Raw genomic sequence first — 25,136 nt, forward strand, 5'->3', positions numbered from 1 at the left:
GGACCACATCAGGCACGAACCGTACCAATGCATCGAAGTGGGATATTTCAGGGATTGCGGTGAGCTGCATGGCGGAAGTGTTCAGTTTCGGAACAGTTGCGCGGGCTGCCGGTGTTCAGAAACGCCGCAGATCCGGCCGACGCTGACGCAGATCAAGGATGCGGGCCCGCGCGGGGTCGCCGCACGCGTCGGGCGGACTGGCAAAGGGAGTATTCTGTTGACACGCATCAAAGCGTCCGGCACGACCCGGGCGCATTCAGGAGGAGACAATGCGCGACGACGTTCATCCGCTCAGCGTGGCGGCGGCTAACCGCTCCAAAGGTTGGCCCGCACCGGCGATCCAGAAAGCCCACGAACGCTCCGAGACGTTCGGCCTGCGCGCATCGATCCGGCCGGATTACGACATCCTGTCCGACACGGGACTCGCGCTGAAGCGCGAACAGAACCTGGTGCTGTGCGCGCATGCGATGCCGGTCATGGAGACGCTGCGCGAGCAGATCGTCAACACGCAAAGCATGATCGTGCTGACCAACGCCGAAGGGTTGATCCTGCATTCGATCGGCGACGACGACTTTCTGCATCGCGCGGAAAAAGTGGCGTTGCGGCCTGGCGCGAACTGGGCCGAGGATCGTCAGGGGACCAACGCGATCGGTACCTCGCTGGCCGAGGGGTGTGCGATGGTCGTTCATGGCGATCAGCACTATCTGGCGGCGAACCGCTTCCTGACCTGTTCGAGTGTGCCGATTCTCGATCCGTACGGCGATCTGATCGGCGTGCTCGACGTGACGGGCGACCACCGCAGCTATCACCAGCACACGACGGCACTCGCGAAGATGTCGGTGCAGATGATCGAAAACCATCTGTTTTCGACTGCGTTTCGCGATGTCCTGCAAGTGTCTTTCCACGGCCGGCCGGAATTTCTCGGCACGCTGATGGAAGGGATCATTGCGTTTACCGATGATGGTCGCTTTCTGTCTGCCAATCGGAGTGCGCAGTTTCAGTTGGGCTTGTCGCTTGCTGCGTTGCGCGCGCATACGCTGTCGTCGCTATTTCAGATCTCGTATGCGCAATTGATCGACCGGTTGACGCATGGCGTCGCGCCGCATCTGATGCTGAATCTGCACAACGGTGCGGTGGTTTGCGCGCGCGGGCAGTTCAGGCGGGCGTCGTTTGGGCTGGGGCGTGGGGCGGTGGATGTGCAAGGTGTCGCCGCACCGCGACCGGTATGTGCAAACGCGCGTCAGCCGGCTGCGGGACTGTCGCGGCTCAGCGATCTCGATACTGGCGATGCTCGTGTGTCCGCACTGATCGCGAAGGTTCGCAAGGTGCTCGGCAAGGATATTCCGATTCTGATCACCGGCGAGACCGGTACCGGCAAGGAGTTGCTCGCGCAGGCGATTCATAACGATTCGCCGCGAGGTGATGGGCCGTTTGTTGCGGTTAACTGTGCTTCGATTCCGGAGTCGCTGATCGAATCTGAGCTATTCGGGCATGAAGAGGGTGCGTTTACCGGCGCGCGGCGTAAAGGGGCGATCGGCAAGCTGATGCAGGCGAATGGAGGCACGCTGTTTCTCGATGAGATCGGGGATATGCCGTATTCGTTGCAGGTGCGGTTGCTGCGTGTTTTGCAGGAGCGGGTTGTGACGCCGCTTGGGGCGACGCGGGCGGTTTCTGTCGATGTCTCCATTATTTGCGCGACCCACCGCAACTTGCGCGAGATGATCGCGCAGAACCAGTTTCGTGAGGATCTTTACTATCGGATCAACGGGCTTGCGGTTCGGTTGCCGGCGTTGCGTGAGCGGAGCGATCTCGCGGTCGTCGTTCAAAAGATGTTGCGGTGGGAATCAGTCGAAAGCGGGGGGCGCCAGGCGCTCAGCGTTGCGGCTGATGTGATGGCGGTGTTCGGGCGACATGCGTGGCCGGGTAACTGTCGGCAACTGGCTAATCTGCTGCGGACTGCGGCGGCGATGGTGGATGAGGATGGGCTGATTCGGTGGGAGCATTTGCCGGATGATTTTTTGGATGATGTGGGGGGCGCGGGTTGCGGCGATGGCGAGGTTGGACAGGGCGACTCTGCTGCGTCGGCCGCTTCGAGCTCTTCAGCCATTTCGGCCGGTTCGGCTGCGGATGCCCCTGCTGCTGGCGATGCGTCGCTGCCCGACGGTGCTCGGCTGCAGGAGGTTGCCACCTCTGTGGTTGCGATGACGCTGGCGCGCCACGGCGGAAACGTGTCTGCCGCGGCGCGTGCGCTCGGGGTCTCGCGGAACACGATCTATCGCAGGATGCCGGCTGTGCAGCCGGGGCGGGTGGCGGAAAAGGATTGACGCGGGAGTTTTCGCAGGACCAATCGATAATGGCCGCGGTGACCGGCCAGTTTTCCCTATGAGTCGAGTCACATGGGTGACGAAGGCTGCGGCGCCCGATGGCCGCCCGCCCGCCGCGCGCGTCGCGTGATGATCATGGACGTAGCCCCCATTACTTCACGAGCTCCCGCAGACTGTCAACGACCTCCGGGTTAGCCAGCGTGGATACGTCTCCGGGGTCTTGATGGTTTGAAAGTGCTGCGAGCACGCGCCGCATGATCTTGCCCGACCGGGTCTTGGGCATGTCCGGAACAATGACCACCCGGTGCGGCTTCGCGATGGCTCCGATCCGATCGACCACCGAGTTTGTGACCCGCTTTGCAAGCTCCTCCGAAGCTTCCACTCCGGGCTTTAACGAAACATACAGTTCGGGCACTCTGCCCTTGATCTCGTCGGCGACCGGCACGACAGCCGCTTCGACGACTTCGGGGACAAGCAGGGCGGCTGACTCGATTTCTTTGGTACCGAGGCGATGGCCGGCGACGTTGATCACGTCGTCGATACGACCGAGAATCCGGAAGTAGCCGTCCGCAGCGTCGACAGCACCGTCTCCCGCCATGTAGGGCCAGTCGCGCCAGTCCTTGCTCTTGGGATCCCGGCAGTAGCGGGCATAGTACGTTTTCACGTAGCGCTCCGGGGCTCTCCAAATGGTCTGAAACGCGCCGGGCCACGGATTGAGAATACAGATGTTGCCCGCCTTGCCGGAACCGCTTGCAAGTTCATTACCGGCGTCGTCGTAAATCACCGGATGAATGCCAGGTATTCCCGGACCGGTACTGCCGGGCTTCATCTTGTGCAACGCCGGCACCGTGCTGCAAAGGAACCCGCCCGTTTCAGTTTGCCACCACGTGTCGGCAATGACGGCCTCGCCCTTCCCGACAGACCGGTGATACCACTTCCAGACTTCGGGCTCGATGGGTTCGCCCACGGTCGTCATGTGCTTGAAGTGATAGCTGTACTTCGCGGGTTCGTCCGGTCCGCTGCGCCGCAGTGCGCGGATCGCAGTCGGCGACGTGTGGAAGATATTGACGCCGAGGTTTTCGGCAATTCGCCAAGGTCGCCCGGCATCGGGGTAGACGGGCACGCCTTCGTACACGACCGACGAGGCCGCGAGCGCGAGCGGGCCGTAGACAATGTAGGAGTGACCGGTAATCCAGCCGATGTCGGCCATGCACCAATACACGTCCTCGGGGTGGATGTCCTGGATGTATTTCGATGTCCAGGCGACGTAGGCGAGATAGCCTCCAATGGAATGCTGGCACCCCTTGGGGCGGCCCGTGGTACCGCTCGAATACATGAGGAATAGCGGTGCCTCAGCGGGCATCTGCACGGGCTCGACACGTTTGCCGCGGAACGCCTTGAGGGCGTCGTTGACGATGACATCGCGTTCTTCCACCAGCGGCGTCGGACTCGAATACTTGCCCGGATACCGCTGCCAGATCAGAACCTTCTCGGCCTGGTGACCCTTCCCCGCAGCTTCGGCGAACGCGGTGTCGGCTTTTTCCTTGTGATCGATCAACTTGCCGCCACGCCAGTAAGCGTCCATCGTAATCAGCAGACGGCTCTCGGAATCCAGGATGCGGTCGGCGCAGGCCGCGCCGCTGAAGCCGCTAAATACCTGCGAGTGAATCACCCCGAGCCGGGCGCAGGCGAGCATCGTGATGGGCAGCTCCGCCACCATAGGCATATGGAGAGTAACCCGGTCACCGGCTTTTAGACCGCAGAAGTCGCGTAGCATGGCCGCGAACTCGCTTACGCGGACATAAAGTTCCTGGTAGGTGACATGCTGGACCGTCTCGTCCTCGGGCTCTGGCACGAAATGGATCGCGGCCTTGTTCCGGTAGGCGGCGAGGTGACGATCCACGCAGTTGTAGCAGGCATTGATCCGACCACCGACGAACCAGCGCCAGAACGGAGGATTGCTCGCGTCGAACATCGTGTCCCAGTACCTGTACCAGTCGAGAAGGTCCGCGAACTCCTTGAAGCACTCGGGGAATTTGTCGAGAGAGAAACGTGCGAACACTCCCGCGTCTGTCAGATTGGCTTGGGCGATGAACGAGGCGGGCGGCGGGAAATATTCCTCTTCAGGCCAGTGCACGGCGATTTGCGCCTCGGAAACCTCGGCCGCTTGTTGCTCTGCGGAAGCGCGGCGCGATGACTTGTCTCGTGACATGACAGTTCCTCCTTGCTTCTAGGTGCCCAAGGACACGAAGTGTCCCACGCTACCCGCGGCAGCGCGTCTTTCGACTTGTCTCATGGGTCTGGACACCAGGCGCGACAGTCCGTGCGCTGCATAACGAATTTAAGGCCAGGGCGGATGCAATGCCAAGCAACGTATTCCCTGTCAAAGAGCTGCATCCCGAGGGCCAATGGTGTTAGCGCGACGACGAGCGTTGACTTGCCGGTCGGTCAACCCTGAACTAAATTTTCATTGGGGTTCATCAAACGGGAGAGGCGCCATGGATCTGCTCGTTGAACGTGTCGATGTATGGGCGGCCACAATCGAGGACAGGCCCGGCGGTCTCGCCGAAGTGTTAAGTGTCCTGCGAGATGCCGGAGCGAACCTGCAATTCATCATCTCCCGTCGAACTGAGGAAGCACCGGGGAAGGCAGTCGTGTTTCTCGCGCCGCTTCAGAACGACCGAGAAATTCGTGCCGCCTCGCAGGTGGGGTTCAACGTCCTCCCGAGTCTTCACTCGGTGCGGGTGATGGGCCCCGACCGGCCGGGCATCATTGCAGAGTTGACCCAAAAGTTGGCTACCGGGGGAATCAACCTTCGCGGCGTTTCGGCTGCCGCTATCGGCACACAGTTCGTTGCCTACCTGGCAATGGACGCGCTGGGCGACACGATTCGTGCAATGGAGATTTTGCAGCAGGCGTAGGACGTTGCGCCGCCGCGACAGCAGCGGGTGCCGCAATGCCGTGTGCTCGGCATGGCCCACTTCTCAGACAAGACGAAGGCGACATGCTGCCGACGCCCCGAATTTGTTCACCGGCCCCGATATACCAGCGCTGGTATCTTGCTGTGTGTTAGCACCTTTTGCGTTTCGTTGCCAAAAGGAGTGCTTGCGTGCCGCGCCGGCCGTGGGACGCTATTAGAGCAGCGCCCTGACACGTTTACGACGTCGTAGAGCCGGCCAGTGATCACGCCCGCCGATAGCGCGAATTGTCAGGGGTATTCGTTCGAACATCAGAGTACCTCCATCGAACGGCGATCCATCGCCTCGACTCAGACTTGGTCTCCGTCTCCATGGAGCACCGCAGGCCTGACTGGCCGGCGCGCTTGCTGCACGCCGGCCGACCCGCGCCGAGTGGCTAGGCCGCTCGCGGATGGGCTTGTGCCCAGTCGTGTGTCGGAAGCACGGTGTGTCCGAAGCTTTCGTTGATCACCATCGCCGCCGAAGCATAGAACGCCAGTAGAGCGGTAATCAAGCCTACATAGCCGCCGGCCCGCGTGGCAACGCCCATACCTGTCCATGCGCCGATCGCCAACAGTAGAAAAGTGATCCACAGCGAGAGAAACACCAGTTGCACAGACGTACTCGTGTGCAGCGAGCCGAACCACATGTAGAACGTGAAGACCCCCCACACAAACAGATACCAGCCGATGAAGGCCTCAGGCACCTTGGTGCCCAGGAACGCGACAAACAGCGCAAAGGACCACCAGAAGGCGCCGTAACTGAGGAACGCCACTGTGCCTAGCGTATTGCCGCGTGGAAATTCGAGCACGCCCGCGATCATCTGCGCCGTGCCGCCGAAAGCGAACGCTAGCGCCAGCACGAGCCCCAAGGCATCCTTGTCGAACCAGCCGGCGTTCACCATGCTGAGCATCCATGTGGTGAATGCGAATCCAGCGAGCCCGAGCGGCGCCGGGTTGGCTAACTTACTGTTCATAAACCGCCTCCTTGGTGGTTAGCCTCTGAGACATATCCGGAGGCGATACCAATCCCTCGGTCGCCGCCGAACGCGACCGCGCCATGCTCGCTATCGATGGCCATCAGCGCAATATGCGTTCGGCCCAATTTGTGGCGCAGCCACGTGCAAGCCTGCGCGGTTCAACTTAAGTGTAGGATGCGTTGCGCCGCTCGCCGAATCGGATGGTACTGATCTGGCTGGAGGATGACCGCCAGATAGACGCAGCGTGTCGCTACCCGTATGAACGTGATCGAAAGCGGGTCAATGGCGTTCGAGCGTCGGTTGGGCACTCAAAAGCGGCCTCTTGGCCGCACCCGTGCCAACCGGCCGGATCGGGGTCGACTTGCGACGATCATTCGCTGCGGGCCGGCAAGCGGTTCTCAATTCAGCTATCGGACCGGGTTCGGCCATGAAGGGACAGTCGCGAACCGCAGGCGAATCGCCTTTGATTTCGCCATACCGGCCGGTCGCGGACGGCGGCCAAAGGTTGCTCAGCGCCGCGGCCCACGCGGCCACTTCCCAGAGCTCCGCCATGGGAGGGCCGGGCGTCAATGTGACTCCCGGAAGCCTTGAAGAAAGTGATGGGATTCGACTCGCGCACCGTCGCCCGTTTGGACTCACCTAACACCTGCTTGACCGGGAGCCTCGATTTCAATCGGATCAAGGTGGACGGCGGGTGCTCAGCGGTACCGGCAACGTTCTTGCGCGAAGGCTGCCGATACAGGGATACGAAAGCATGATCCCGCGTGCACATCTCCCCGCGCGGGGGGAGATGTGTCTAGCGCGCCGCGATCCCTTGTGCCCCCGGCGGTACGCCGGTGACTGAGCCAACTGGCTCGAGTGTTCCGTCTGGCATCACGCGAAAGCCACCTACAGCGCCGTTACCTTCACGAACGTAGAGGAATTTGCTGTGACCACTGAGCGCCATGTCAAGGGGAGCGCTGAGTGTGCCTGCAGTCGGATTGAGCAAGCGCACTGTACCGTCCGCCGCGATCCGCAGACTGCTGATCGAGTCGCTCCCGGCATTGGCCGTGTAGGCAAAACGTCCATCGCCCGTGGTGACAAGCCAGCAAGGGGCGCTCTGGCCCAAGGGAATTGCTGCACTGATCGAAGTCAGATGTTTGCTGTCCTCGACCTCATATGAGGAAACAGAACCAGACCCGGCCTCTGAGACGATCGCGTAACCCCGGGTCGTGATGGAAAACCCGAACGGCGTGACGCCGTTTGACGCATGGGGGGTTGGAGTCTTCGAGGCGTAGCCGGTGAAGCCGACATAATACGTGTCAATGAGTTGTGTGCCCTTTTCGGTCACGAGCAGTTCGTTGCCTTCCGGCGCAAACTTCACTTGCGCGGGCTGGGCGGAGTTTCCGCCGGCAAGTGGTCGTTGTGAGCCTGGTAATGGAACGAGACGCTTGCCGAGCGCGTCGACGATAAAGCCATTGATGTTCGGTGTGCCTCCGGCATTGAGCACATACGCGATGGGCCCCTTCACTGTCACGCTGACGGGCATTTGACCGCCCGATGGTTTTCTGTCGAGCAGCGTCAGTTTGCTGCCGTCGACCGCGAACAGCGAAACATCATTGCTGCCCGGATTCACGGCGAAGAGAAAGCCCGCTGCCAACGTTAGGGAACCCTGCGAGCCTAGTGGATCGGCTCCCGTGCCTGCTCCTTTACCGCCAGTTGAGTACGTGGCCTCGTAGTTCAGTATTCCGTTGGCAGCGCGCGAATAGACAAGAACCGAGTTCCCGGACGGCTGGTTTGACAGAACGTAAACCGCTCCTGGCGGATCGACCTCCGAATCGGCTTGCGCAATGCTGATTGAAGCGAATCCTAACGCCGTCGCGAACGCGATGATTCGCAATAGAAACGTTAAACGGCACGTGATAAATGACATGGCGTACTCCTTGCGTGAGCGACGAGCGAATGGGTGACGTCGGATGGACGAGTGGGCAGAGCAGGTAGCTGTACGTTACCTCCTTGATAAATTGGTCTACAGGCAGACCTGCAAGAGCGTTACCCAGTTCGCGAGCTGTTTCATTACTTCACCCCTTGTCGCGTTTACTACACGGTGGTTAAGGAGGTCGAACAGGGAACATCGGGCAGCGGTGGATTGGCCGGGAGCGCATCGCCCCCGGCAATGACGCTAACGCTGCGATCCACTGACCGGTCTATGTGGGAAAAGACGGGTCGCGACTATTCGGCGTCGTACATCTCCGTTCGGCTTGACTGCGGCTCTCGCGGACCTGAGTCAAGGGCGGTTTTCGTTGGACGTACAGCCATTCGCCGCCCCTCGTTTGTATATAGTCCATCTGGGCCGCTTGACCATGAACATTTTTTGACGGGTGCTCCCGATGCCGTTAAATCCCGGCAAGGTATGACTGATCCGCCAATAAGTGCTGCCAATCGCTGCCGGGCTGCAGCCGGGGAACGAGCGACACTCGCGGACCTGCAACAAACGACCGCGGTTCTCATGAAGCGGACCTTGCATCTAAACGCGGTAGCTTTCACGACGTGATCGACTCCTCATCACGCTGGCCGCGCCGGGGCAGTACACTACCGGTCTCGGCAAAAGCCAGGTAATCCCATCCACGTCAGACAGTTTATGGACTACTTCGCCGCAGTACGGGCCTTCGTTTGCGCAGCGGAACTGCAGAGCTTCAGCAAGACGGCCAATGCACTGTCAGTCAAGACCTCGACTGTCTCCCGCTACGTAAGCGAACTCGAAAGAGATCTGGGCATCGCCCTATTCAACCGGTCGACGCGCGGCCTCGTCCTGACAGAAGGCGGCCGGCTGTTTCGTGAACACGCATTGTTAGCGTTGCAAGCACTCGATGACGCGCGCGAAGTGACGTCGTCGCTAAATCGCACGCCACAAGGCGTGCTGCGCGTGACAATGCCACCGGCATTCGGCCGCCTGCACATCGTGCCGCATCTGCCGGCCTTCATGGCGCGCTATCCTGATATCGACCTCGACATCGTCTCTACGGACGAAACGCTCAACATGATCGATGCGGGCATTGATGTGGCGATCCGTACCGGCGTGCTGCCCGATTCGTCATTGATGGCGAGGCGCCTGGCACCGCATCGTCGTATCGTCTGTGGCAGCCCGGCGTATTTCGCGCGTAGCGGCACACCGCGTGTGCCTGGCGATCTGGCCGCGCGCGATGCGCTTCGCGTGTCCCTGGTCCCGGACGACAAATGGTATTTCACGCTGGTCACCGCGGACGCGCGGGCGTCGCAAGAACAGGAGCAGGTGCTGGTGGAGTTGCAGGGGCGCTTGCGCGCTGACGACTCCGAAGCCGTGCTCGCGCTCGCCGTGGCCGGTTGTGGCGTGGCGCTCCTGCCGACATGGCTCGCCTCTACGGCCCTGCGCGGAGGACGCTTGCAGCACGTGCTACCGGAATGGGAAGCACGCACCGGACGAGCCGAACCCGCGGTCTGGGCGGTCTACCCACCGAAGAAGATCGTCTCGTCGAAGGTGCGCGCCTTCGTGGATTTCTATGCCGAGGCGTTTGGCGAGCCGCCGTACTGGGACGACGGACTCGCACTGGAGCGTCAGCCTTGATGGGCGAAGCGGATGTCTAGCGTGCGCAGGTAAGTCTGCAAGCCTGCATCCTGGATCGGAATCACATAGGCGTTTTCGTTCGTTTCGTTGAAATGCGCATGCCAGTGTCCCGGCGGCGTGACGAATGCCATCCCCGTTTTCCAATCGACGCGGGTCGGGTTCACGATATTGCCATCCCTGTCCAGTTCCGTTCCGACCAGCGTATAGACACCCGGCTTGCCGCTGGCGATGAAGTCGAGTGCAATCGACTGGTGCCGGTGCGGCTTCTGCACCGAGTTGGGCGGCACGATGCCGAACATCGCCCACAACACATGCGTGACCGTGCGCGTCTGCGGAAAGTTGGTGTTGCCCATTAGTACGCTGATGCGGTTGCGACGATCCGCGTTCGCTTGTTCCGCGACCGCGCGCAGTGCTGCCTGCGCCTCGGCGGCCGGATAGCGTGTCGGCGCAAAGCGCGCATGTACCCCGGTGGTACCAAGATAGGTGAGCAGTGGCGCGTCATTGACGTAATAGAGCGTGGCCGTCGCAGCAGCGGACAGCACCGTGGCATGGCCGCCTGGGAGCGTGAAGAAATCGCCCATCGAAAAGGGGAAGCTCGTTTCGGACTGCTGCACGCTACCCGCTCCGCTAATGACGTAGCAGACCTGCGAGGTCGCATTGGGATCGAGTGTCAACGCGTCGCCCGCATTGATGCGCAGGAAGTTGGCGCTCAAGCCGGGACCGGTCGCGGGACCCGGGCAGCCCAACTCCGCAGACAGGTCAAGCGGCACGACTCGGGTTGCGCCGTCTGCATAAAGCGAAGGCGAGAAGCTGCAGAACGGCACACGCGAGATGAGCTTCGCACCAATCGGATTGGCGGACGAAGTGTATTCGAAGTATTGCGCGTCTTCCGTGGCGACATTCGGTTTGGTGAGAAGCGCGGAGGATGTCCTGGTCAGCATGGTTTTGCTCCTTTTGAGTTTTGAGGGGGCTTCGCGCGGTTCCATTTGTGAGGATCCGCATCCGAAGGCTGACCTGACTTTAGGCGCGGGGCGTTGGCGCCGGAAGTGCCGGACATCGAAATCACCTTTGCGCAAAAGGAACACCGTGCCACGACGGTTTCGAGGCGCGGCGGGTTGTTCATGCCGGGCCGCTATGCAGTTCATCATCGGCCAAGGTTCGGCCAGGAGGCAATGTTCAACGAGGTTGTGTTGATGGGTCGAAATCGTACCGACAGCGGACGTTTGATTTCGGACACTGATCGAGCGCTTCACGCCTTGAGGCGGTCCGTCAAGGTTTTAGAAGGGGGAAGCATGAGGTTTGCAAGAAGGGGCGAGCCTCGCTTCCTCAATGCGTTTAGATAGACGCTTTCGTCGTATCGTGTCCCAGTCTGGCCAGCAGCGGTAGAGGATGCGTATCCATTTCAACACCAGCCATTTCTCTTGAGGCCGGTCTAGCGGCGTAAGCACTCATGCTGGCAGGCCGTCCTGTTCATGGATTTAGGGACTTCCCAGGCAGCCACAGGCCTGGGTAAACCAGAGATCCGGGGCCGACGACATTGGTTCGACATGTTGTTAAGTGCCGCGCTAACAGGACCTTTCAAGCCGCCTCTGGTTCCATCGCGAGAATATGCCCGGCACGATCAATTCGATGCTGACGTGACATGGCTTAGCTCCCTAAGCATTGGAAACGTTTCGGGTCTTAACGTTTCCTTCAGATCGGTCTAGTACGATCTTGTGCAACATGGGTTTCACCGTATTCGAGCACATGCTGCGCATCCCGTCGCGTTGGTACGCTGACGGCAGTTCCTCCTGCGGGCGGTTACGCATCGAGGCGCCAATTGAAGCATCGGAAGGTTTGAATAGATCCGGGGCGGACTGAAGTTGCCTTCAATCGTCGCCACCATGATCCATGGCGATCATGGTGCGGGCCGCGATCGTCGTTCACGTTGCGTCTTAAAGTAACTGCAGAAAGCTGGTTACGCGAACCTTTCGCCACACTGCTGCGCGAGGGCGAAAATGAGATCGATGACTTCTGGACTCAGGGTGACAGGGAGACGGTGCGGAGCCGCCGCAATCACGGCGTTCACTTTTTCGGGCGCATATGCCGGCGGGATCGATCATGAAGTCGCGCTGGATCAGAGCGGCATATGGAACCGCAATGTTCAGCTCGCACTTGAATACGCCGTGATAGCCACGACGGCGGGTGGGGCTCTGTGGCTTGGGAACGACAACGAACTGGGCCATACATTCTGGCAAACGGCCGACGCTACGGCGATATCGGCGGTCGCTGCTCAAGGCATGAAGTATGCGTTCGGTCGTCAGCGGCCCAGCGCTGGCCAGGGACCGAACCAATGGTTCAGCGGCGGAAAGAGTTTTCCCAGTGGTGAAGTCACCCTTCAGGCGAGCTTCGTAACGCCGTTCATCGTCAACTATGGTCGGCGTGATCCGTGGGTTTGGGCACTCGAGGTGTTGCCGCTCTATGATTCGATCGCACGCGTGAAAAGCCAGGCGCATTGGCAGACCGACGTCCTCGCCGGTTGGGCGCTGGGCACGGCGGTAGGATACTTGAGCACGACATGGCAGACACCCCTGTTCGTGCAGATTCTCCCGCACGGTTTTACGGTAGGCTTCGCGAAGCGGTTCTAGGTCTGGTTGCGAAACGGACGTGACTGGTGTGCAGGTGGCGGCGCGGCGACGTCCTGACCTCGTTTGAACAACGCTCCGTAAGTTCGACGCGCAGAGTTGCTCGCCACCACCGTATCCAGCATCGCGAACCGTCATCGCGATGGAATGGCCGATGAAGCGACCGCCATCCCTACGATCTAATGGCTGCTTCCTGGGCGCAGTGGAAGCCTGAGTGTCCGAGCTGGTTACCGAAGATTGATTGTTGGCCGATCACCACAGGTGCCGCTGCTCGTGTACGGCTATAGCTTTCGGTTGGGAGCTCACACGCGAGGCACTAACCCGAGTCATTGCTCCAAATGCCAACGCGCCCAACACTGGGGGGACGCTTTTGAAGTAAGTCGAGCGAAGCTCGCCCGCCAATTTGACAGCGACTGATTTTGCGTCTGCTTCGCTAAGGTCATATAAACCCGACCTCGTCGGTGGCATTCCGCGAAGGCGGGCAATCACTCTTTCTGCAACATTCAGCAGCGACTCCAATCACTTATTAACCATCCTCGCCGGCACACTAATAGCAAGCAAACCGCCCAGCACCATAAACGCCGCCAACATATACATCCCCGAATCGTTCGCCGCAGTAACCTCCTTCAACCACCCCACAGCATAAGGACTAAGGAAACCGGCAAGGTTGCCAATCGAATTAATCATCGCAATCCCGGCAGCGGCGCCGGTGCCTGCCAGAATCGCGGTAGGCAAACTCCAAAACAACGGCAGTGTAGTGAGGATGCCCATAGTAGCCAGCGTCAACCCAGTCATGGCAAGCAGGGTGTTATGCGCCCAAACGACGGAAAGCACGAGCCCCACAGCACCAAGAAACGCCGGCAACGCAATATGCCATCTCCGTTCCCTCGACCGATCCGCACTCCGCGCTACAAACACCATCGCCACAACAGCCGCCGCAAACGGCACCGCCGATAGCAGCCCAATCAAAAACGCATCGGTAACGCCGGTCGATTTGATAATCGTCGGCAACCAGAAGCTCACCCCATAAAGCCCCATCACAAACGAGAAGTAGGTGAGGCTCAACATCAACACCCGCCCGCTAGTGAGTACCTGCCGAATCGGCATATCGTGCTTGGTCGCTTCCTCAGCCGACACCTGACTCTCAAGCAACTGCTGCTCTTCCCGGGTCAGCCACTTAGCCTTCGAAATCCGATCATCGAGCATCACGAACACGATGATCCCAACCAGCACCGACGGAACCCCCTCGAGCAGAAACAGCCACTGCCACCCGTGCCACCCGTTCACGCCGTTGAAGTTCTTCAGGATGTACCCAGACACCGGCCCACCAATCACCCCCGACAACGCAATCGCCGTCATAAACCAGGTCGTCATCCGTCCACGCCGATGCGCCGGATACCAGTAGGTGAGATACAAAATAATCCCTGGAAAGAACCCCGCCTCAGCAAGTCCAAGCAAAAAGCGCATCACATAAAACATCGTCGGCGTGGTGACTAACATCGTCAGCATGGATATCACGCCCCACGAAATCATGATCCGCGCGATCCAGACACGCGCGCCGACCTTATGCAGGATCACGTTGCTCGGCACTTCGAAGATGAAATAGCCGAGGAAGAAAATCCCCGCGCCGAAACCATACACCGCATCGCTCAAGCCAAGATCGGTGCTCATCCCCAGCTTCGCGAAGCCGACGTTCACACGGTCCAGATAGGCAACGATGTAGCAGAGCATCAATAGCGGCGCGAGCCGCCAGGTAACCTTGCGATAAGTCGCCTCTTCGAACGTCGAAGGCGGCGCGCCAGCGCCGGGATGGTGAAGCGGATCTGCAGGACTAGCCATGACTATGTCTCCTCTTTTTTATGGAATTGAAGTGCCGCCGCCGAACGATTCTATCCGCGCCAGGTCTTTTGCAGGACGAATCGATATCGGGGGAAAACACTGACTGCGCACGCAGTGCGTGCGCAGCGCTTCACCTACCGCTACACGCAGCGCCCCCCATCCACTTCGAGGCACACGCCGGTAATAAACTCCGCCTCATCCGAAGCCAGATACAGCGCCGCATTCGCAATATCCTGCGGCGTCGAAAACCGCCCGAGAGGAATCCCTGCCAGGAACTTCTGCCGGTTCTGCGGCGTATCCTCGACCCCCATGAACTCGGACAACAGCGCGGTCTCACCGATCACCGGATTCACGCAGTTCACGCGAATCCGGTCCGGCCCCAGCTCAACGGCGAGCGACTTGCTAGCGACGATCACCGCGCCCTTGCTGCCGTTGTACCAGACGAGCCCGGGCCGCGGCCGCACGCCCGCCGTCGACGCGATATTGATGAAGCTGCCGCCGCCTTGCTCGCGAAAATACGGCACGAACTCCTGCACGCTCCAGTAGATGCTCTTCACGTTCACCGCATAGACGCGGTCGAACTCGGCCTCGGTCACTTCGAGTACCGGCTTGTTGCGATGCGTGGTGCCTGCGTTGTTGACGACGATCTGCACGCTGCCGAAGTCTTCCAGCGCGGCCTCGCGCAGCGTGCGCCAGTCGTCGCGTTGCGCGACGTTGCCGGGTACCGCGATCGCCTTGCCGCCCGCAATCGCGATCTCACTCGCGACGCGTTCGGCGGCCGGCCCGTTGAGGTCGTTGACCACGACGTTCGCGCCTTCGCGCGCAAAGGTCTTTGCGATGCCTTCGCCGAAACCCGAACCGCCGCCCGTGACGATGGCCGTTTTACCTGTCAACCGCATGATGTCTCCGTTGTTTGTGATGGATAGAGCGATGCGTTGTTGTGTGTAACGTGCTGCTCGCGCCGATCGCGAGCGAGCCCTACGGCACCCGCTAGCCGTGCCGGATCGCGATCGTCTTCAGCACCGTAAAGCCATACAGCGCCTCGAAGCCTTTCTCGCGGCCATGTCCCGAATGCTTGACGCCGCCGAACGGCAATTCGACGCCGCCGCCCGCGCCATAGTTGTTGATGAACACCTGGCCCGAGCGCACGCGTCGGGCGAGGCGCATCTGGCGCGCGCCATCGCGTGTCCAGATGCCGGCGACGAGCCCGAACTGCGTGCCGTTCGCGAGCGCGAGCGCTTCGGCTTCGTCGCGGAACGACATCGCGGCGAGCACCGGACCGAACACTTCGTCGCGCGCGAGGCGGTGGCTCGCGGGCACGTCGCGCAGCAAGGTCGGGGCCTGATAGAAGCCGCTTTCAGGCGCTTCGGGAATCACCTCGCCGTGCGCGGCCATCGCGATGCCGTCGTGTTGCGCGTCCGACAGAAAGTCCCACACGCGTTGCTGCTGTTTCGCGCTGATCAGCGGTCCGCAGTCGAGGTCGGCATTCGACGGCCCGACGCGCAACGCCTGAAAGGCGCTGCTGAGTCTGTCGAGCAGCGGCTCGTAAATCGCCTGCTCGATCAGCACGCGACTGCCCGCCGAGCAGGTTTGCCCGGCGTTCTGCACGATCGCGGAGATCAGCACCGGCAGCGCGGCGTCGAGATCGGCGTCGGCGAACACGAGTTGCGGCGACTTGCCGCCGAGTTCGAGCGTGACCGGCACGTGGTTTTCGGCGGCCATCTGCGTGACGAGCTTGCCGGTTTCGGGCGAGCCCGTGAAGGAGATGTGATCGATGCCCGGATGACGCGCGAGCGCGGCGCCCGCTTCGTGCCCATAGCCGGTCACGATGTTCAGCGCACCGGCCGGCAAGCCGGCCTCGGCGGCGAGCTCTGCGACCCTCAGCACGGAAAGGCACGCGTCCTCGGCCGGTTTGACGACGCACGCATTGCCGGTCGCGAGCGCCGCGCCGACGCTGCGCCCGAAGATCTGCATCGGGTAATTCCACGGCACGATGTGGCCGGTCACGCCGTGCGGCTCGCGGATCGTCAGCACCGTGTAGCCGGATTGGTAGGGCAGGGTTTCGCCGTGCAGCTTGTCGGCCGCGCCGGCGTAGAACTCGAAGTAGCGGGTCAGGGCGGCGGCGTCGGCGCGCGCCTGCTTGAGCGGTTTGCCGGTGTCGCGCGCTTCGAGCCGTGCAAGGTCTTCCTGGCGCGCTGCCACCAGCAGCGACAGCCGGTACAGCACGCGGCCGCGCTCGGCGGCGCTCAGCGCGCCCCATGTGCCGTCGAACGCTGCGCGCGCGGCGTGCACGGCGGTGTCGATATCGGCCTCGGTGCCGCGCGCGATGCGCGTGAACGGCTGGCCGTCCGAGGGATCGAGTACGGCGATCGATTCGCCGCCGGAAGCGGCGCACCACTCGCCGCCGATGAAATGCCGTGCTTCTTCCATGCATGCTCCTTGATGACGTGCGGCCGGCGTGCGGCGGCGCGGGTTCGAAGGGGAGACACAAAACGGTAGAGACGCGAAGCGAGACTCGCCAGACGATTATCGCGCCGATCCGACCGCGGATGCCACCTGCCGATTGGCTATAATGGCGCATTCCGTACGGTCCGGTGCGCGGCCCCGTCGTTCGGGGCGAGAGGGTTTCAGTGCCCGACGTTCGCGGTTCGCACACAGTTCGCACCGCATCGGCAGCTCGCGCGCCGTTCGCCGCCTTCCGATTTCCATCCCCTTCAGAGAGCGCTCATGAGCTTCAATCACGTTCCCGCAGGCAATGACCTTCCGCACGATTTCAACGTCATCATCGAAATCCCGGCGCAAAGCGACCCGGTGAAGTACGAAGCCGACAAGGACCTGGGCCTGCTCGTCGTCGACCGTTTTATCGGCACCGGCATGCGCTATCCGGCCAACTACGGCTTCATTCCGCAGACGCTGTCGGGCGACGGCGACCCGGTCGACGTGCTGGTGATCACGCCGTTCCCGCTGCTGGCAGGCTCGGTCGTGCGTGCCCGCGCGCTCGGCATGCTGCAGATGACTGATGAGTCCGGTGTCGACGCGAAGCTGATCGCCGTGCCGCACGACAAGATCTGCCCGATGACGGCGAACCTGAAGTCGGTCGACGACGTGCCGGCTTACCTGAAGGACCAGATCAAGCACTTCTTCGAGCAATACAAGGCGCTGGAGAAGGGCAAGTGGGTCAAGGTCGAAGGCTGGGCCGACGTCGATGCTGCCCACAAGGAAATCAGCGAAGGCGTGGCGAACTACAAGAAGTAGAGCAGGGTAATCGCGAAGTGAAAGATTGACCTCGCTTTGCGAACACTCAGTAGGTCTTTAAGGGGCAATCCACAACGGTTTGCCTCTTTGCGTTTGTTCGGCTGAATTTCGGCGGTGAGACCCTGCGCGCCTTTGGTTTTAAAGATAGAGAAAATTTCTCAAAGGTTTTCCGAGGCGCCCAGCAGCGCGCTGAGGCCAATCACGCATGCCGCACAAATCTTCGTGCAAGATTGCGTAGTTCTTTGAATTTCTTGAATTTTGTGTTTTTTCGCATAGAGTTCTCCGGGGTAATTGGTTTTCGACCGGAGATTGCCTGTGGACTTCTCGGCACTTACTGCAGTTGGCATCATCGTAGACTCCGAACGTGACCGACGCGCGTTGGAGTTTCTGGTCACTGTCTGCGGTACCGAAGTTGTCGTGCGCGGGCGCACGGAATTGCCCGAGCGGACTCGTCCCTATGTTTCCAACATTGCTAAGGCGCTCGGTGTCGTGATTCCCGATGAAGTTGTTATCACGCCACGAGGCAGGCCGATCACGATCGCACACTCTTGAGCACCGTACGCAGCGTTTCGGCGTCAACTACACCATCGACCTTCACCACCGCCCGGCCAATTCGAACTTCAATCGTGCCGATGGTCCTGGTTGGCTTCACCATCTCCTGTTCGACCGAAGATGTCGGCGTGTTGGCAACCGGCGCGTCGCTCACGACCATCACCGGAACAAGCCCGGTCGTCCCGGCAGCTTGCTCTGCACGATAACGCCGCGGCCACTTGAACAACATGTTCGCGTTGATGCCATGTTCCCTGGCGAGTTTCGAAACAGAGACGCCTGGTTCACATGCAGCCGCGGCCAGGCGACGTCGAAACTCTGGGCTATGTTCGGGCTGCCTTTACGTGTTCCCGACGCTGGCTTCTCTTCTGATCCCAAAATGGTTCCCGCTACTCGAAATGGTGGGAACCACTTTGGCCTCTCCGATTGCACAGATCAAGACGGCCGTGCCGCGGCGCTTACTGACAACCCACCCGGGATGTGAAATCAGACGCCTGTGTTTCAATGCGAGTTGTCCGCCATTGTGACCAACGACGCGCTCTCGCTATGTTTGCCGCATCTTCCGTTTAGGACTGGAGACTTTGTGAAATCAATCGGTTGCGCCGGGTTCGACGTGGCGGCTATTGTGTGCAGGGTGGTTACGGCGGGACCGCCGCTAAATGTCCTCTGGGTCGACCTTAATCACCCGACCGACTGACTTTAGCCGCTCGCGTAGAACTGTTTTGGGATAGAACTTGCCCTCTCCCGCTCATCACTGAGGGCTCGTTTCTGCATCTTCGAGCGACAGCATGCGCCCGGATTCGCTCAGCAACCCCGAGGTCCTCGTCAAGTTCGTCCCAGTGTAGTCCGCTCGGCGTGAGGCTCATCGCAGGACGCTGTTCTGGCACGGCTGCCAGCAGTTTCGATGAAATATCCAGTGGCACATTCAACTGCCGACCGTCGGTCGATTCGACGGTGAAGGCGTTCTCGGCGAACGTTATCACAATGAGATGTGGCAACAATTTACGCTCCCTAATGTGAAGTGAGTGTCGCTCAATGACACGACCAGCCACGGACGAAGCGCCCGATACCGAATCTCACCGCGGCTGCGTCCACTCCCCATTCGGCGAGGATGTATGCCCTAAAACTCCTCGACCCAGGGCCGCAGTTCGACTTCCCATGTCCACGCACTGCGGTGCTGACGATGAACGTGCAGATATTCGCTGGCTATGGCGTCTGGGTCCAGCCATTTGTCGTCAGTGCTGCCGTCATCCGGTTGCGCCCGACCACTGGCGATGCCGCCGTCGATGACAAAATGCGCCACATGAATATTTTTTGGTGCGAGCTCTCGCGCCATGCATTGGGCCATTCCTCGCAAGGCGAACTTGCCCATTGCAAATGGCGTCGAACCGGGTAGACCTTTTACGCTCGCCGTAGCGCCGGTCAGGAGGATGGTGCCGTTGCCGCGTGCCAGCATTGGAACAGCCGCTGCTTGGGCAACGAGAAAGCCACCGAAGGCGGTCACTTTGAAGGCATCCTCAAGTTTCTCCGCCTCGACATCTTCGACAGCCGCGCGATAGCGGCCACTCGCGTTGTAAACAACGAGGTCAGGAGCGCCGAATGCGTCTTCTACGTGGTCAAAGAGTGCCTTGACCTCGTCCGCTCGACTGGCGTCGCAACTCAAGGCGAGAGCGCCGGTCTCGTCGACGAGGTGTGTCAGCTTGCTGGTGTCGCGGGCAGCGAGTGCAACCTGCATACCCTCGGCCGCAAACAGTCGCGCGAGGGAGGCACTCAATCCCTTTCCCGCACCCACAATCAAAGCGGTCTCAATTCGACTCATGGTTCCTCCTGCTTCAACAGGGACTTGAGTAGCTACGTATGCCGTGCCGTCAGTCCGTTTCCGCACACCCTAACTTTTTAGGGGAGCGGATTGCGGGGTGGACGCTTCGTCATATTGTCCGCCGGCAACATGCCCGGCAGGGCATCCACAAAGAAATCTGCTTGCAATGCAGCCCCAGCCTGCACGTCGTACTGTGCAAAGTCGCGCACACCGGCTGCCAGAAGAACCTCGTCGTCGAGGAAGAAGTTTCCCGAACACTCCCTGGCTTGGCGCGTCAGGATATAGTGGGCCGCGTCGGCAACTATCTCAGGCTTGCGACACGCTGCAATCATGTCCTTACCACCAATCTCATTTCGCACAGCCGCGGTCGCGATAGCTGTTCGAGGCCACAGCGAATTGACTGCGACACCTCGGTCTTTGAACTCCCCGGCAAGCGCTAAGGTGAACAGGCTCATCGTGTATTTTGCAATGGCGTATGCCGCAAAGTCGCTAAACCATTTTGCGTCGTGGACCAACGGAGGTGACAGCGTGAGGATGTGCGGGTTCGGCGAATTGAGGAGATGCGGCAGGCACGCTTGCGCGCACACGAACGTGCCTCTGCCATTGACCCCATGCATCAGGTCGTACCGTTTGACGGGTGTATCTAGCGTGCCAGTCAGTCGAATGGCGCTGGCATTGTTCACGAGGATATCGATGCCACCGAACATCTCAACGGTCTCGGCAACCGCGGCTTTCACGCGTTCTTCGTCGCGAATATCCACAACAAGCGGGAGCGCCCTGCCGCCAGCAGCTTCAACAGCCGCCGCTGCCGTATAAATCGTGCCCTCGAGACGCGGGTCCGGGTCGCCGGTCTTCGCCGCAATCACGATATTGGCTCCGTCACGTGCGGCTCTGAGTGCAATGGCGAGTCCGATGCCGCGACTGCCACCAGACATGAATATGGTCTTGCCGGCAAGGGTCATGGTTGTCTCCTGAACACTCCCTGTAGCATACGCTGCTGCCGTCATTACGCCGTTGCCGATGTAGCCGTTACTCGTGAAGGGGATAGCGTACGTTGTCGCCGACGACTTTCTGACGGCGTCGTATTCATCGTGAAAGCCGACATGACCGGCGGGGGGCTGCCGGCCAGAATGCGCGTTTCGGCTTTACCTGGTCCGGCGAGCCACCCGTACAGCCCCAGCCGCTCCCTCTTGTCATGTACCCGCCAGCAGTAAGCGGGACAGGAGAACTGTATGAAACGCGCCAGCCTTTTACTGGCAGTGGGCACTACTGCCCTGTTTTTGCCGGCATAACATCGTCGTCCGGCGACATACTGTGCATGCCTGTATCGGTCGAGCCAGTGTTCTTTGTCATTTTGCCCGGTCTCGCGTTCCACGGGCTCGAGACAGGCTCGCTGTGGTATGTCATCCCTGCTGTTGCGGCACCGTGAGCACCACCGCCCCCACTTCCACCGTTCCCATTCCCTCCACCCTGCGCAAACGTCGCGCTCGAGGCGTAGAGCGAGACGACAGCGACGCACGCCAGCACGACTTTCCGCGTTGCCTTTTCCATCACATTTCTCCTGCGATTTCGGCGCGTGCTGTAGCAGCGTCGAAGTTTCATGCACCGCTAACGCCTGACCGTTGGATGGCTGATTGCACAGCGGCGAAGCGCAAGCAGCCGCTCGGGCCAGAACAGGGCAGACATTTGCCTTATCCGGACGTCAGGCATGCAGGTAAGTCGTGGTTCGGCGCCGAAAATGACAGAGCCGGGCTGGATTCGAACATTTTGACCGTGCGCGCCGGTCCTGCTACTTCGGCATCGGTATCTTGTCGACCATCATGACTACGCCGTTACTCTGAATGACGTCGTAGGCCGAGATGTCTGCCGTGTGCCCCCGCAGCGTCCAATAGCACGATGTTGTGTGGTCCGTCCGGAAACGTGAGCGTCTCGCCGTTCACGGTTTTAAGTTCCACCTTGCCGTCACCTTCCCTGATGGGCTGGTCGAGCTTCTAAAAATCGTAACGCCCCGGGATAACGTGACAGGAAAGGATACAGGTCAGCATCGGCTTGTTTTCTGGTTTGATGAGGCTGTCGACCGTGGCCGGCGGCAATGCTGCAAATGCTTCATTGGTTGGTGCGAAAACGATAAAGCGCGCAACACGCTTCTGCGTACCCACGAGGCCTACCGCCTTAACTGCGACGACGGGCGTGGTGTGGTCCGTCGAATTCATCGCGATGTCCACAATGTCTTCGACGGGATACGTCGCCGGACCGTCCACCGTGACGGTATCGCTAGCCGCGAAAACCCGGACCCTGCGGCTGACAACGCGGCAGCAACGAGAAAAGCGGTGTGTTTCATGAGAGGTTTCCTCATGACGGGACGCCGGATTGCGCTGCGTTGACTGCATATACGGGGGCCTCGGGTAGCTGGATGCGGGGGGGGGGGGACAGGTGTGTCGCTGCTTCCGATGGCAGTGCGAGCGACCAGGAGCGACTGTCGCCCCTGACTTGCCGATTGTCAATTCCGCTGTCAATCACGACCTTGGCGTTCTATAACATAAACGCAGCAGCGGTCTTATTGGTCAATGGGCGTACAACGTCCTGTCACCGGCGCACTCATTGCGCATACTTCTGCCCCGCCCGGTACCAGCCTCGCGTCATTACCCAGGTAGTCATCGGATAAGTCCGGCTTTGTGCACAAACGGTGCAACAAGCCAACTTCGCATTTGCTCGGCTAAATGGCGTCGGAGACGACGCTGTATGGCATTTGGTGGAGCGAAAGCAAGAATCAGCAAGGCGCGAGAAAAGGTCTTATGCAAGCATCGCGCGCTCGTGGGGATGCCAATCCCCTTGTTATTCCGGGGTCGTGGTATTCGCAACCCGTTGACGAAAATGAGGTGACGAGATGAAAGTGCAACTTTTAGCTGTAGTCAGTGCAGTATCCCTGCTCGCTGCGACCGGCGCCGCCCACTCGCAGCAAATGCAACCGTCGGGCACAACTGACCCGTCGTCTGCCCAGCAGCCCATGACAACTGCTCAGCCGGCCACGACTATGGACCGCACCCCTGACCTGGGATACGGACCGCAGCCCGGCGGAAGCAGCGGCAGCGGCAAAGCTAGAAACGGTGCCGCGTGCACGGTGGGCCTGTCCTGCGATATCTATCAGGGCAGCTAGCCACGCATGCCCGAAGTGGGCTTCGCACCTCCGAAATTCCCATGTGGATTTCGAGTTCGGAGCACGCGAATAGCGAATCTCATGCGTGGAAAACTCAACGTAGATTAAAGGAGCCAACGTGAAATCATCACTGATGGTCGCTTCTGCTGCCGGGTTGTTTGTCATGGCCGGGTTTGCGCATTCGCAAGGCGCGCCCCAAGTCCCTCAACCCGCCCCACAGGAAAACGCCGCGACTCAAGCCACCGACCCCAGTGCGGGGATGGAGGCATATGGCGGTATGCCCGACACGAAGGTACAAAGCGGCGTAAAACATGCCAGGCCGTGCAGGGTAGACCCACAATGCAACGTTTTTTTCGGAGGGAGCTAAACAACGGACTGACGGTGGGCGGGCCAGGAACGGAAAGCGCTGGGTGCCGCGTCGCGAGGGGGAACGACATCCTTGGTCGGGCCGGGTTCCCTTTCACTCTTTAAGGGTCGGGCGCGTCCTGATAGGGGAGGCGCCTCGACATGCGAAACGCGCGCCGGCTTCAAGAGGGAGCGGAATGGAGGTCACTACGAGAGTTTGAGCGCCGGGGCGCCTTGAGTTCGGAATAGACGCCACGAATTGCATGCGTCATGACGTAGACCTCGACTCGGCCCAGGGCCAACCGCTTTTCTTATGCGCATCCCCCTGAACGGGCGGCGCGGCCGTGACCGATGCCTCGACCGGACCCGCTTCCTCCACTGCATCGTGCAACGATTCGGCCCCCGCCTCCTTCCTCACCCCGGGAAGCCCAGTCACGAACCACTTCTCCTTCTTCTGGACGTGAGCGGCGTACGCCTTCCAACCGTCATGGTTGCCCTCAAAAAGGTCCTGCTGAACGGTTGACGCAAGCGCATTGCGGTTGGGCTCAGTATCAAACAGCTCCTTTGGCCACAGGAAGAACGCGCTGGCGATGCGTGCACTAAACTCGACCCCCTTCATCTTGGGCGCAAGCGCCCGGAGGAACTCGAAGTCCTGCAACGAATCCTCTTCCTGCGCAAGCTGCGTCACCGGCGCGTTCGCGCCGACTTGTCCTGGCTAAACAGTTCAACGCTTCGAGAATGTCCCCGAGATGAAGCAGCAGTTGCCGTCTATCAAATCGGTCGTCCATTGCCTTACCTCCGTTCATTGCGTTCTTGATACAGTCTGGCCCCTGAGGGGCAAGCGACGCGCAAATGCCGGGAGAAGCGATGGTCCGCACACGACAGGCCCATTTTTGCGGCGCTTGTCGTATCTGGCAGCGTCAGGATTAAGGAAACGTCTGCTGGAGGTACAGTTGCCCCAAGGCACTTGGGTCGCGCGCCAGAATCCGGTTCGTCCGGCCGGGCTGCGCACAAAGCAGGGCCGCAGTGTTATATCGGCGAAGCGCGGCGGCTGAGCCAACTTATGGGCGCTGCATCGGGCGCGAGGAACTGCAAGTTTCGCCCTCGCGCCGCTACCGCCTTCTACTCCTGGCTGCGGCAGACCTTGCGATAAGGTGAGAAGCGCCAGTGACCGGTAGGGTCCTTGACTGCAACCGCGCCGAAGTCGTACAAGACCTCGCGAACGGCTGCCGCTCGCAGGCCGCGTATGTCTCCGACCACCAGAAGCGTGCGCGTCGGCGTCTCGATGCCTGGTCCGGTATCGGGCAGCGAATTGCGCTCGTCTGCGCTGCTGTATCGAATTGCCGAACCGGCGAGGCCCAACCGTTCGCCGTGCGCGGCATACTCCGCGTACTCCTGCGCGCGCAAATCCGCAACTAAAGCATCCTCGGCAAAAGTGGAGTCGAGTTCTCGTCGCTCCGTTTGGTACAGGTGTCCGTAGTCGGGGGATAAACCCATTGCCTGCAACGCTCGGAGCGCCTCATCGCCGTCGAGAAACGAGTTAAAAAGCCCGACGATGACTTGCGGCATGATTCCTCCGTGCGCCCCATCTGATATGTGCCGCGGTGCGGCTGGCGGCAAACGGCCGCTCCCAGTCGCGCCAGGTGCCGTTATCAATTTCTCTATGAGGGAGCTTCCCTTTCTGCGCAATGAGCATGCCATGACG

Annotated in this window: 20 protein-coding genes; 6 read left to right on the forward strand and 14 right to left on the reverse strand. The window is 60.5% G+C overall.

Annotated features, from left to right (window positions below; genetic code table 11):
• Positions 1-269 precede the first annotated feature (269 nt).
• Positions 270-2,324 (forward strand): sigma-54-dependent Fis family transcriptional regulator, encoded by a 2,055-nt coding sequence (locus tag HDG33_RS00750; protein ID WP_184021249.1) that lies wholly within the window; start codon positions 270-272, stop codon positions 2,322-2,324.
• A 151-nt stretch (positions 2,325-2,475) separates the two neighbouring features.
• Here HDG33_RS00750 and acs read toward each other — a convergent pair whose 3' ends face one another.
• Positions 2,476-4,536 carry an acetate--CoA ligase gene (gene acs / locus HDG33_RS00755; RefSeq protein WP_184021252.1) on the reverse strand — a complete coding sequence of 687 codons (2,061 nt, stop codon included), beginning with the start codon at positions 4,534-4,536 and terminating at the stop codon, positions 2,476-2,478.
• 286 nt (positions 4,537-4,822) lie between these two features.
• Here acs and HDG33_RS00760 point away from each other — a divergent pair, with 286 nt between their 5' ends.
• Positions 4,823-5,245: an ACT domain-containing protein gene (locus HDG33_RS00760; RefSeq protein WP_184021255.1), complete on the forward strand. Its 423-nt coding sequence runs from the start codon at positions 4,823-4,825 to the stop codon at positions 5,243-5,245.
• 433 nt (positions 5,246-5,678) lie between these two features.
• Here the strand turns inward: HDG33_RS00760 and HDG33_RS00765 are convergent, their stop codons facing one another.
• Positions 5,679-6,257, reverse strand: a complete 579-nt coding sequence (locus HDG33_RS00765; RefSeq protein ID WP_184021258.1) for an acetate uptake transporter — start codon at positions 6,255-6,257, stop codon at positions 5,679-5,681.
• A gap of 799 nt (positions 6,258-7,056) precedes the next feature.
• Positions 7,057-8,172 (reverse strand): beta-propeller fold lactonase family protein, encoded by a 1,116-nt coding sequence (locus tag HDG33_RS00770; protein WP_184021262.1) that lies wholly within the window; start codon positions 8,170-8,172, stop codon positions 7,057-7,059.
• 708 nt (positions 8,173-8,880) lie between these two features.
• On the opposite strand from HDG33_RS00770, the gene HDG33_RS00775 reads away from it, so the two are divergent.
• Positions 8,881-9,843 carry a LysR family transcriptional regulator gene (locus HDG33_RS00775; RefSeq protein WP_090803531.1) on the forward strand — a complete coding sequence of 321 codons (963 nt, stop codon included), beginning with the start codon at positions 8,881-8,883 and terminating at the stop codon, positions 9,841-9,843.
• Here HDG33_RS00775 and HDG33_RS00780 read toward each other — a convergent pair.
• Positions 9,834-10,784, reverse strand: coding sequence for a cupin domain-containing protein (locus HDG33_RS00780; RefSeq protein WP_184022813.1), 951 nt, complete (start codon positions 10,782-10,784; stop codon positions 9,834-9,836). The two genes, HDG33_RS00775 and HDG33_RS00780, sit on opposite strands and share 10 nt — an antisense overlap.
• Positions 10,785-11,849: 1,065 nt before the next feature.
• Between HDG33_RS00780 and HDG33_RS00785 the strand changes: the two genes are divergently transcribed.
• Positions 11,850-12,470 carry a phosphatase PAP2 family protein gene (locus HDG33_RS00785; protein WP_221311252.1) on the forward strand — a complete coding sequence of 207 codons (621 nt, stop codon included), beginning with the start codon at positions 11,850-11,852 and terminating at the stop codon, positions 12,468-12,470.
• A 516-nt stretch (positions 12,471-12,986) separates the two neighbouring features.
• Here HDG33_RS00785 and HDG33_RS00790 read toward each other — a convergent pair.
• The 3 genes from HDG33_RS00790 to HDG33_RS00800 all read right to left on the reverse strand — a co-directional run bounded on the left by HDG33_RS00790 (position 12,987) and on the right by HDG33_RS00800 (position 16,736).
• The gene (locus HDG33_RS00790) at positions 12,987-14,306 is read right to left on the reverse strand and encodes an MFS transporter (RefSeq protein WP_184021265.1); all 1,320 of its coding nucleotides are present in this window, start codon (positions 14,304-14,306) and stop codon (positions 12,987-12,989) included.
• 140 nt (positions 14,307-14,446) lie between these two features.
• Positions 14,447-15,205, reverse strand: coding sequence for an SDR family oxidoreductase (locus HDG33_RS00795; RefSeq protein ID WP_184021268.1), 759 nt, complete (start codon positions 15,203-15,205; stop codon positions 14,447-14,449).
• Positions 15,206-15,296: 91 nt separating this feature from the next.
• Complete coding sequence (locus HDG33_RS00800) at positions 15,297-16,736, reverse strand: aldehyde dehydrogenase family protein (RefSeq protein ID WP_184021270.1); 1,440 nt, start codon at positions 16,734-16,736, stop codon at positions 15,297-15,299.
• A gap of 297 nt (positions 16,737-17,033) precedes the next feature.
• Between HDG33_RS00800 and ppa the strand changes: the two genes are divergently transcribed.
• Positions 17,034-17,561 carry an inorganic diphosphatase gene (gene ppa / locus HDG33_RS00805; protein ID WP_090803541.1) on the forward strand — a complete coding sequence of 176 codons (528 nt, stop codon included), beginning with the start codon at positions 17,034-17,036 and terminating at the stop codon, positions 17,559-17,561.
• Positions 17,562-17,876: 315 nt separating this feature from the next.
• Positions 17,877-18,113: a hypothetical protein gene (locus HDG33_RS00810; protein WP_184021272.1), complete on the forward strand. Its 237-nt coding sequence runs from the start codon at positions 17,877-17,879 to the stop codon at positions 18,111-18,113.
• Here HDG33_RS00810 and tnpA read toward each other — a convergent pair.
• The 7 genes from tnpA to HDG33_RS00845 all read right to left on the reverse strand — a co-directional run bounded on the left by tnpA (position 18,094) and on the right by HDG33_RS00845 (position 25,000).
• Positions 18,094-18,414 carry an IS66-like element accessory protein TnpA gene (gene tnpA / locus HDG33_RS00815; protein WP_184022815.1) on the reverse strand — a complete coding sequence of 107 codons (321 nt, stop codon included), beginning with the start codon at positions 18,412-18,414 and terminating at the stop codon, positions 18,094-18,096. The genes HDG33_RS00810 and tnpA overlap by 20 nt on opposite strands.
• Before the next feature lie 373 nt (positions 18,415-18,787).
• Positions 18,788-19,162 carry a DUF2442 domain-containing protein gene (locus tag HDG33_RS00820; RefSeq protein WP_311548038.1) on the reverse strand — a complete coding sequence of 125 codons (375 nt, stop codon included), beginning with the start codon at positions 19,160-19,162 and terminating at the stop codon, positions 18,788-18,790.
• Positions 19,163-19,230: 68 nt separating this feature from the next.
• Positions 19,231-19,929 (reverse strand): SDR family NAD(P)-dependent oxidoreductase, encoded by a 699-nt coding sequence (locus tag HDG33_RS00825; protein ID WP_184021279.1) that lies wholly within the window; start codon positions 19,927-19,929, stop codon positions 19,231-19,233.
• Positions 19,930-20,006: 77 nt separating this feature from the next.
• On the reverse strand, positions 20,007-20,891 hold the full coding sequence (locus HDG33_RS00830) for an NAD(P)-dependent oxidoreductase (protein WP_184021282.1): 885 nt from the start codon (positions 20,889-20,891) through the stop codon (positions 20,007-20,009).
• Positions 20,892-21,920: 1,029 nt separating this feature from the next.
• The gene (locus HDG33_RS37985; RefSeq protein WP_260336409.1) at positions 21,921-22,319 is read right to left on the reverse strand and encodes a fasciclin domain-containing protein; all 399 of its coding nucleotides are present in this window, start codon (positions 22,317-22,319) and stop codon (positions 21,921-21,923) included.
• A 1,380-nt stretch (positions 22,320-23,699) separates the two neighbouring features.
• Positions 23,700-24,119, reverse strand: a complete 420-nt coding sequence (locus tag HDG33_RS00840) for a hypothetical protein (protein ID WP_311539621.1) — start codon at positions 24,117-24,119, stop codon at positions 23,700-23,702.
• 434 nt (positions 24,120-24,553) lie between these two features.
• Positions 24,554-25,000: a hypothetical protein gene (locus HDG33_RS00845; RefSeq protein ID WP_184021285.1), complete on the reverse strand. Its 447-nt coding sequence runs from the start codon at positions 24,998-25,000 to the stop codon at positions 24,554-24,556.
• Positions 25,001-25,136: the final 136 nt, after the last annotated feature.

The organism is Paraburkholderia sp. Cpub6 (assembly GCF_014201065.1).
Taxonomy (GTDB): Bacteria; Pseudomonadota; Gammaproteobacteria; order Burkholderiales; family Burkholderiaceae; genus Paraburkholderia; species Paraburkholderia tuberum.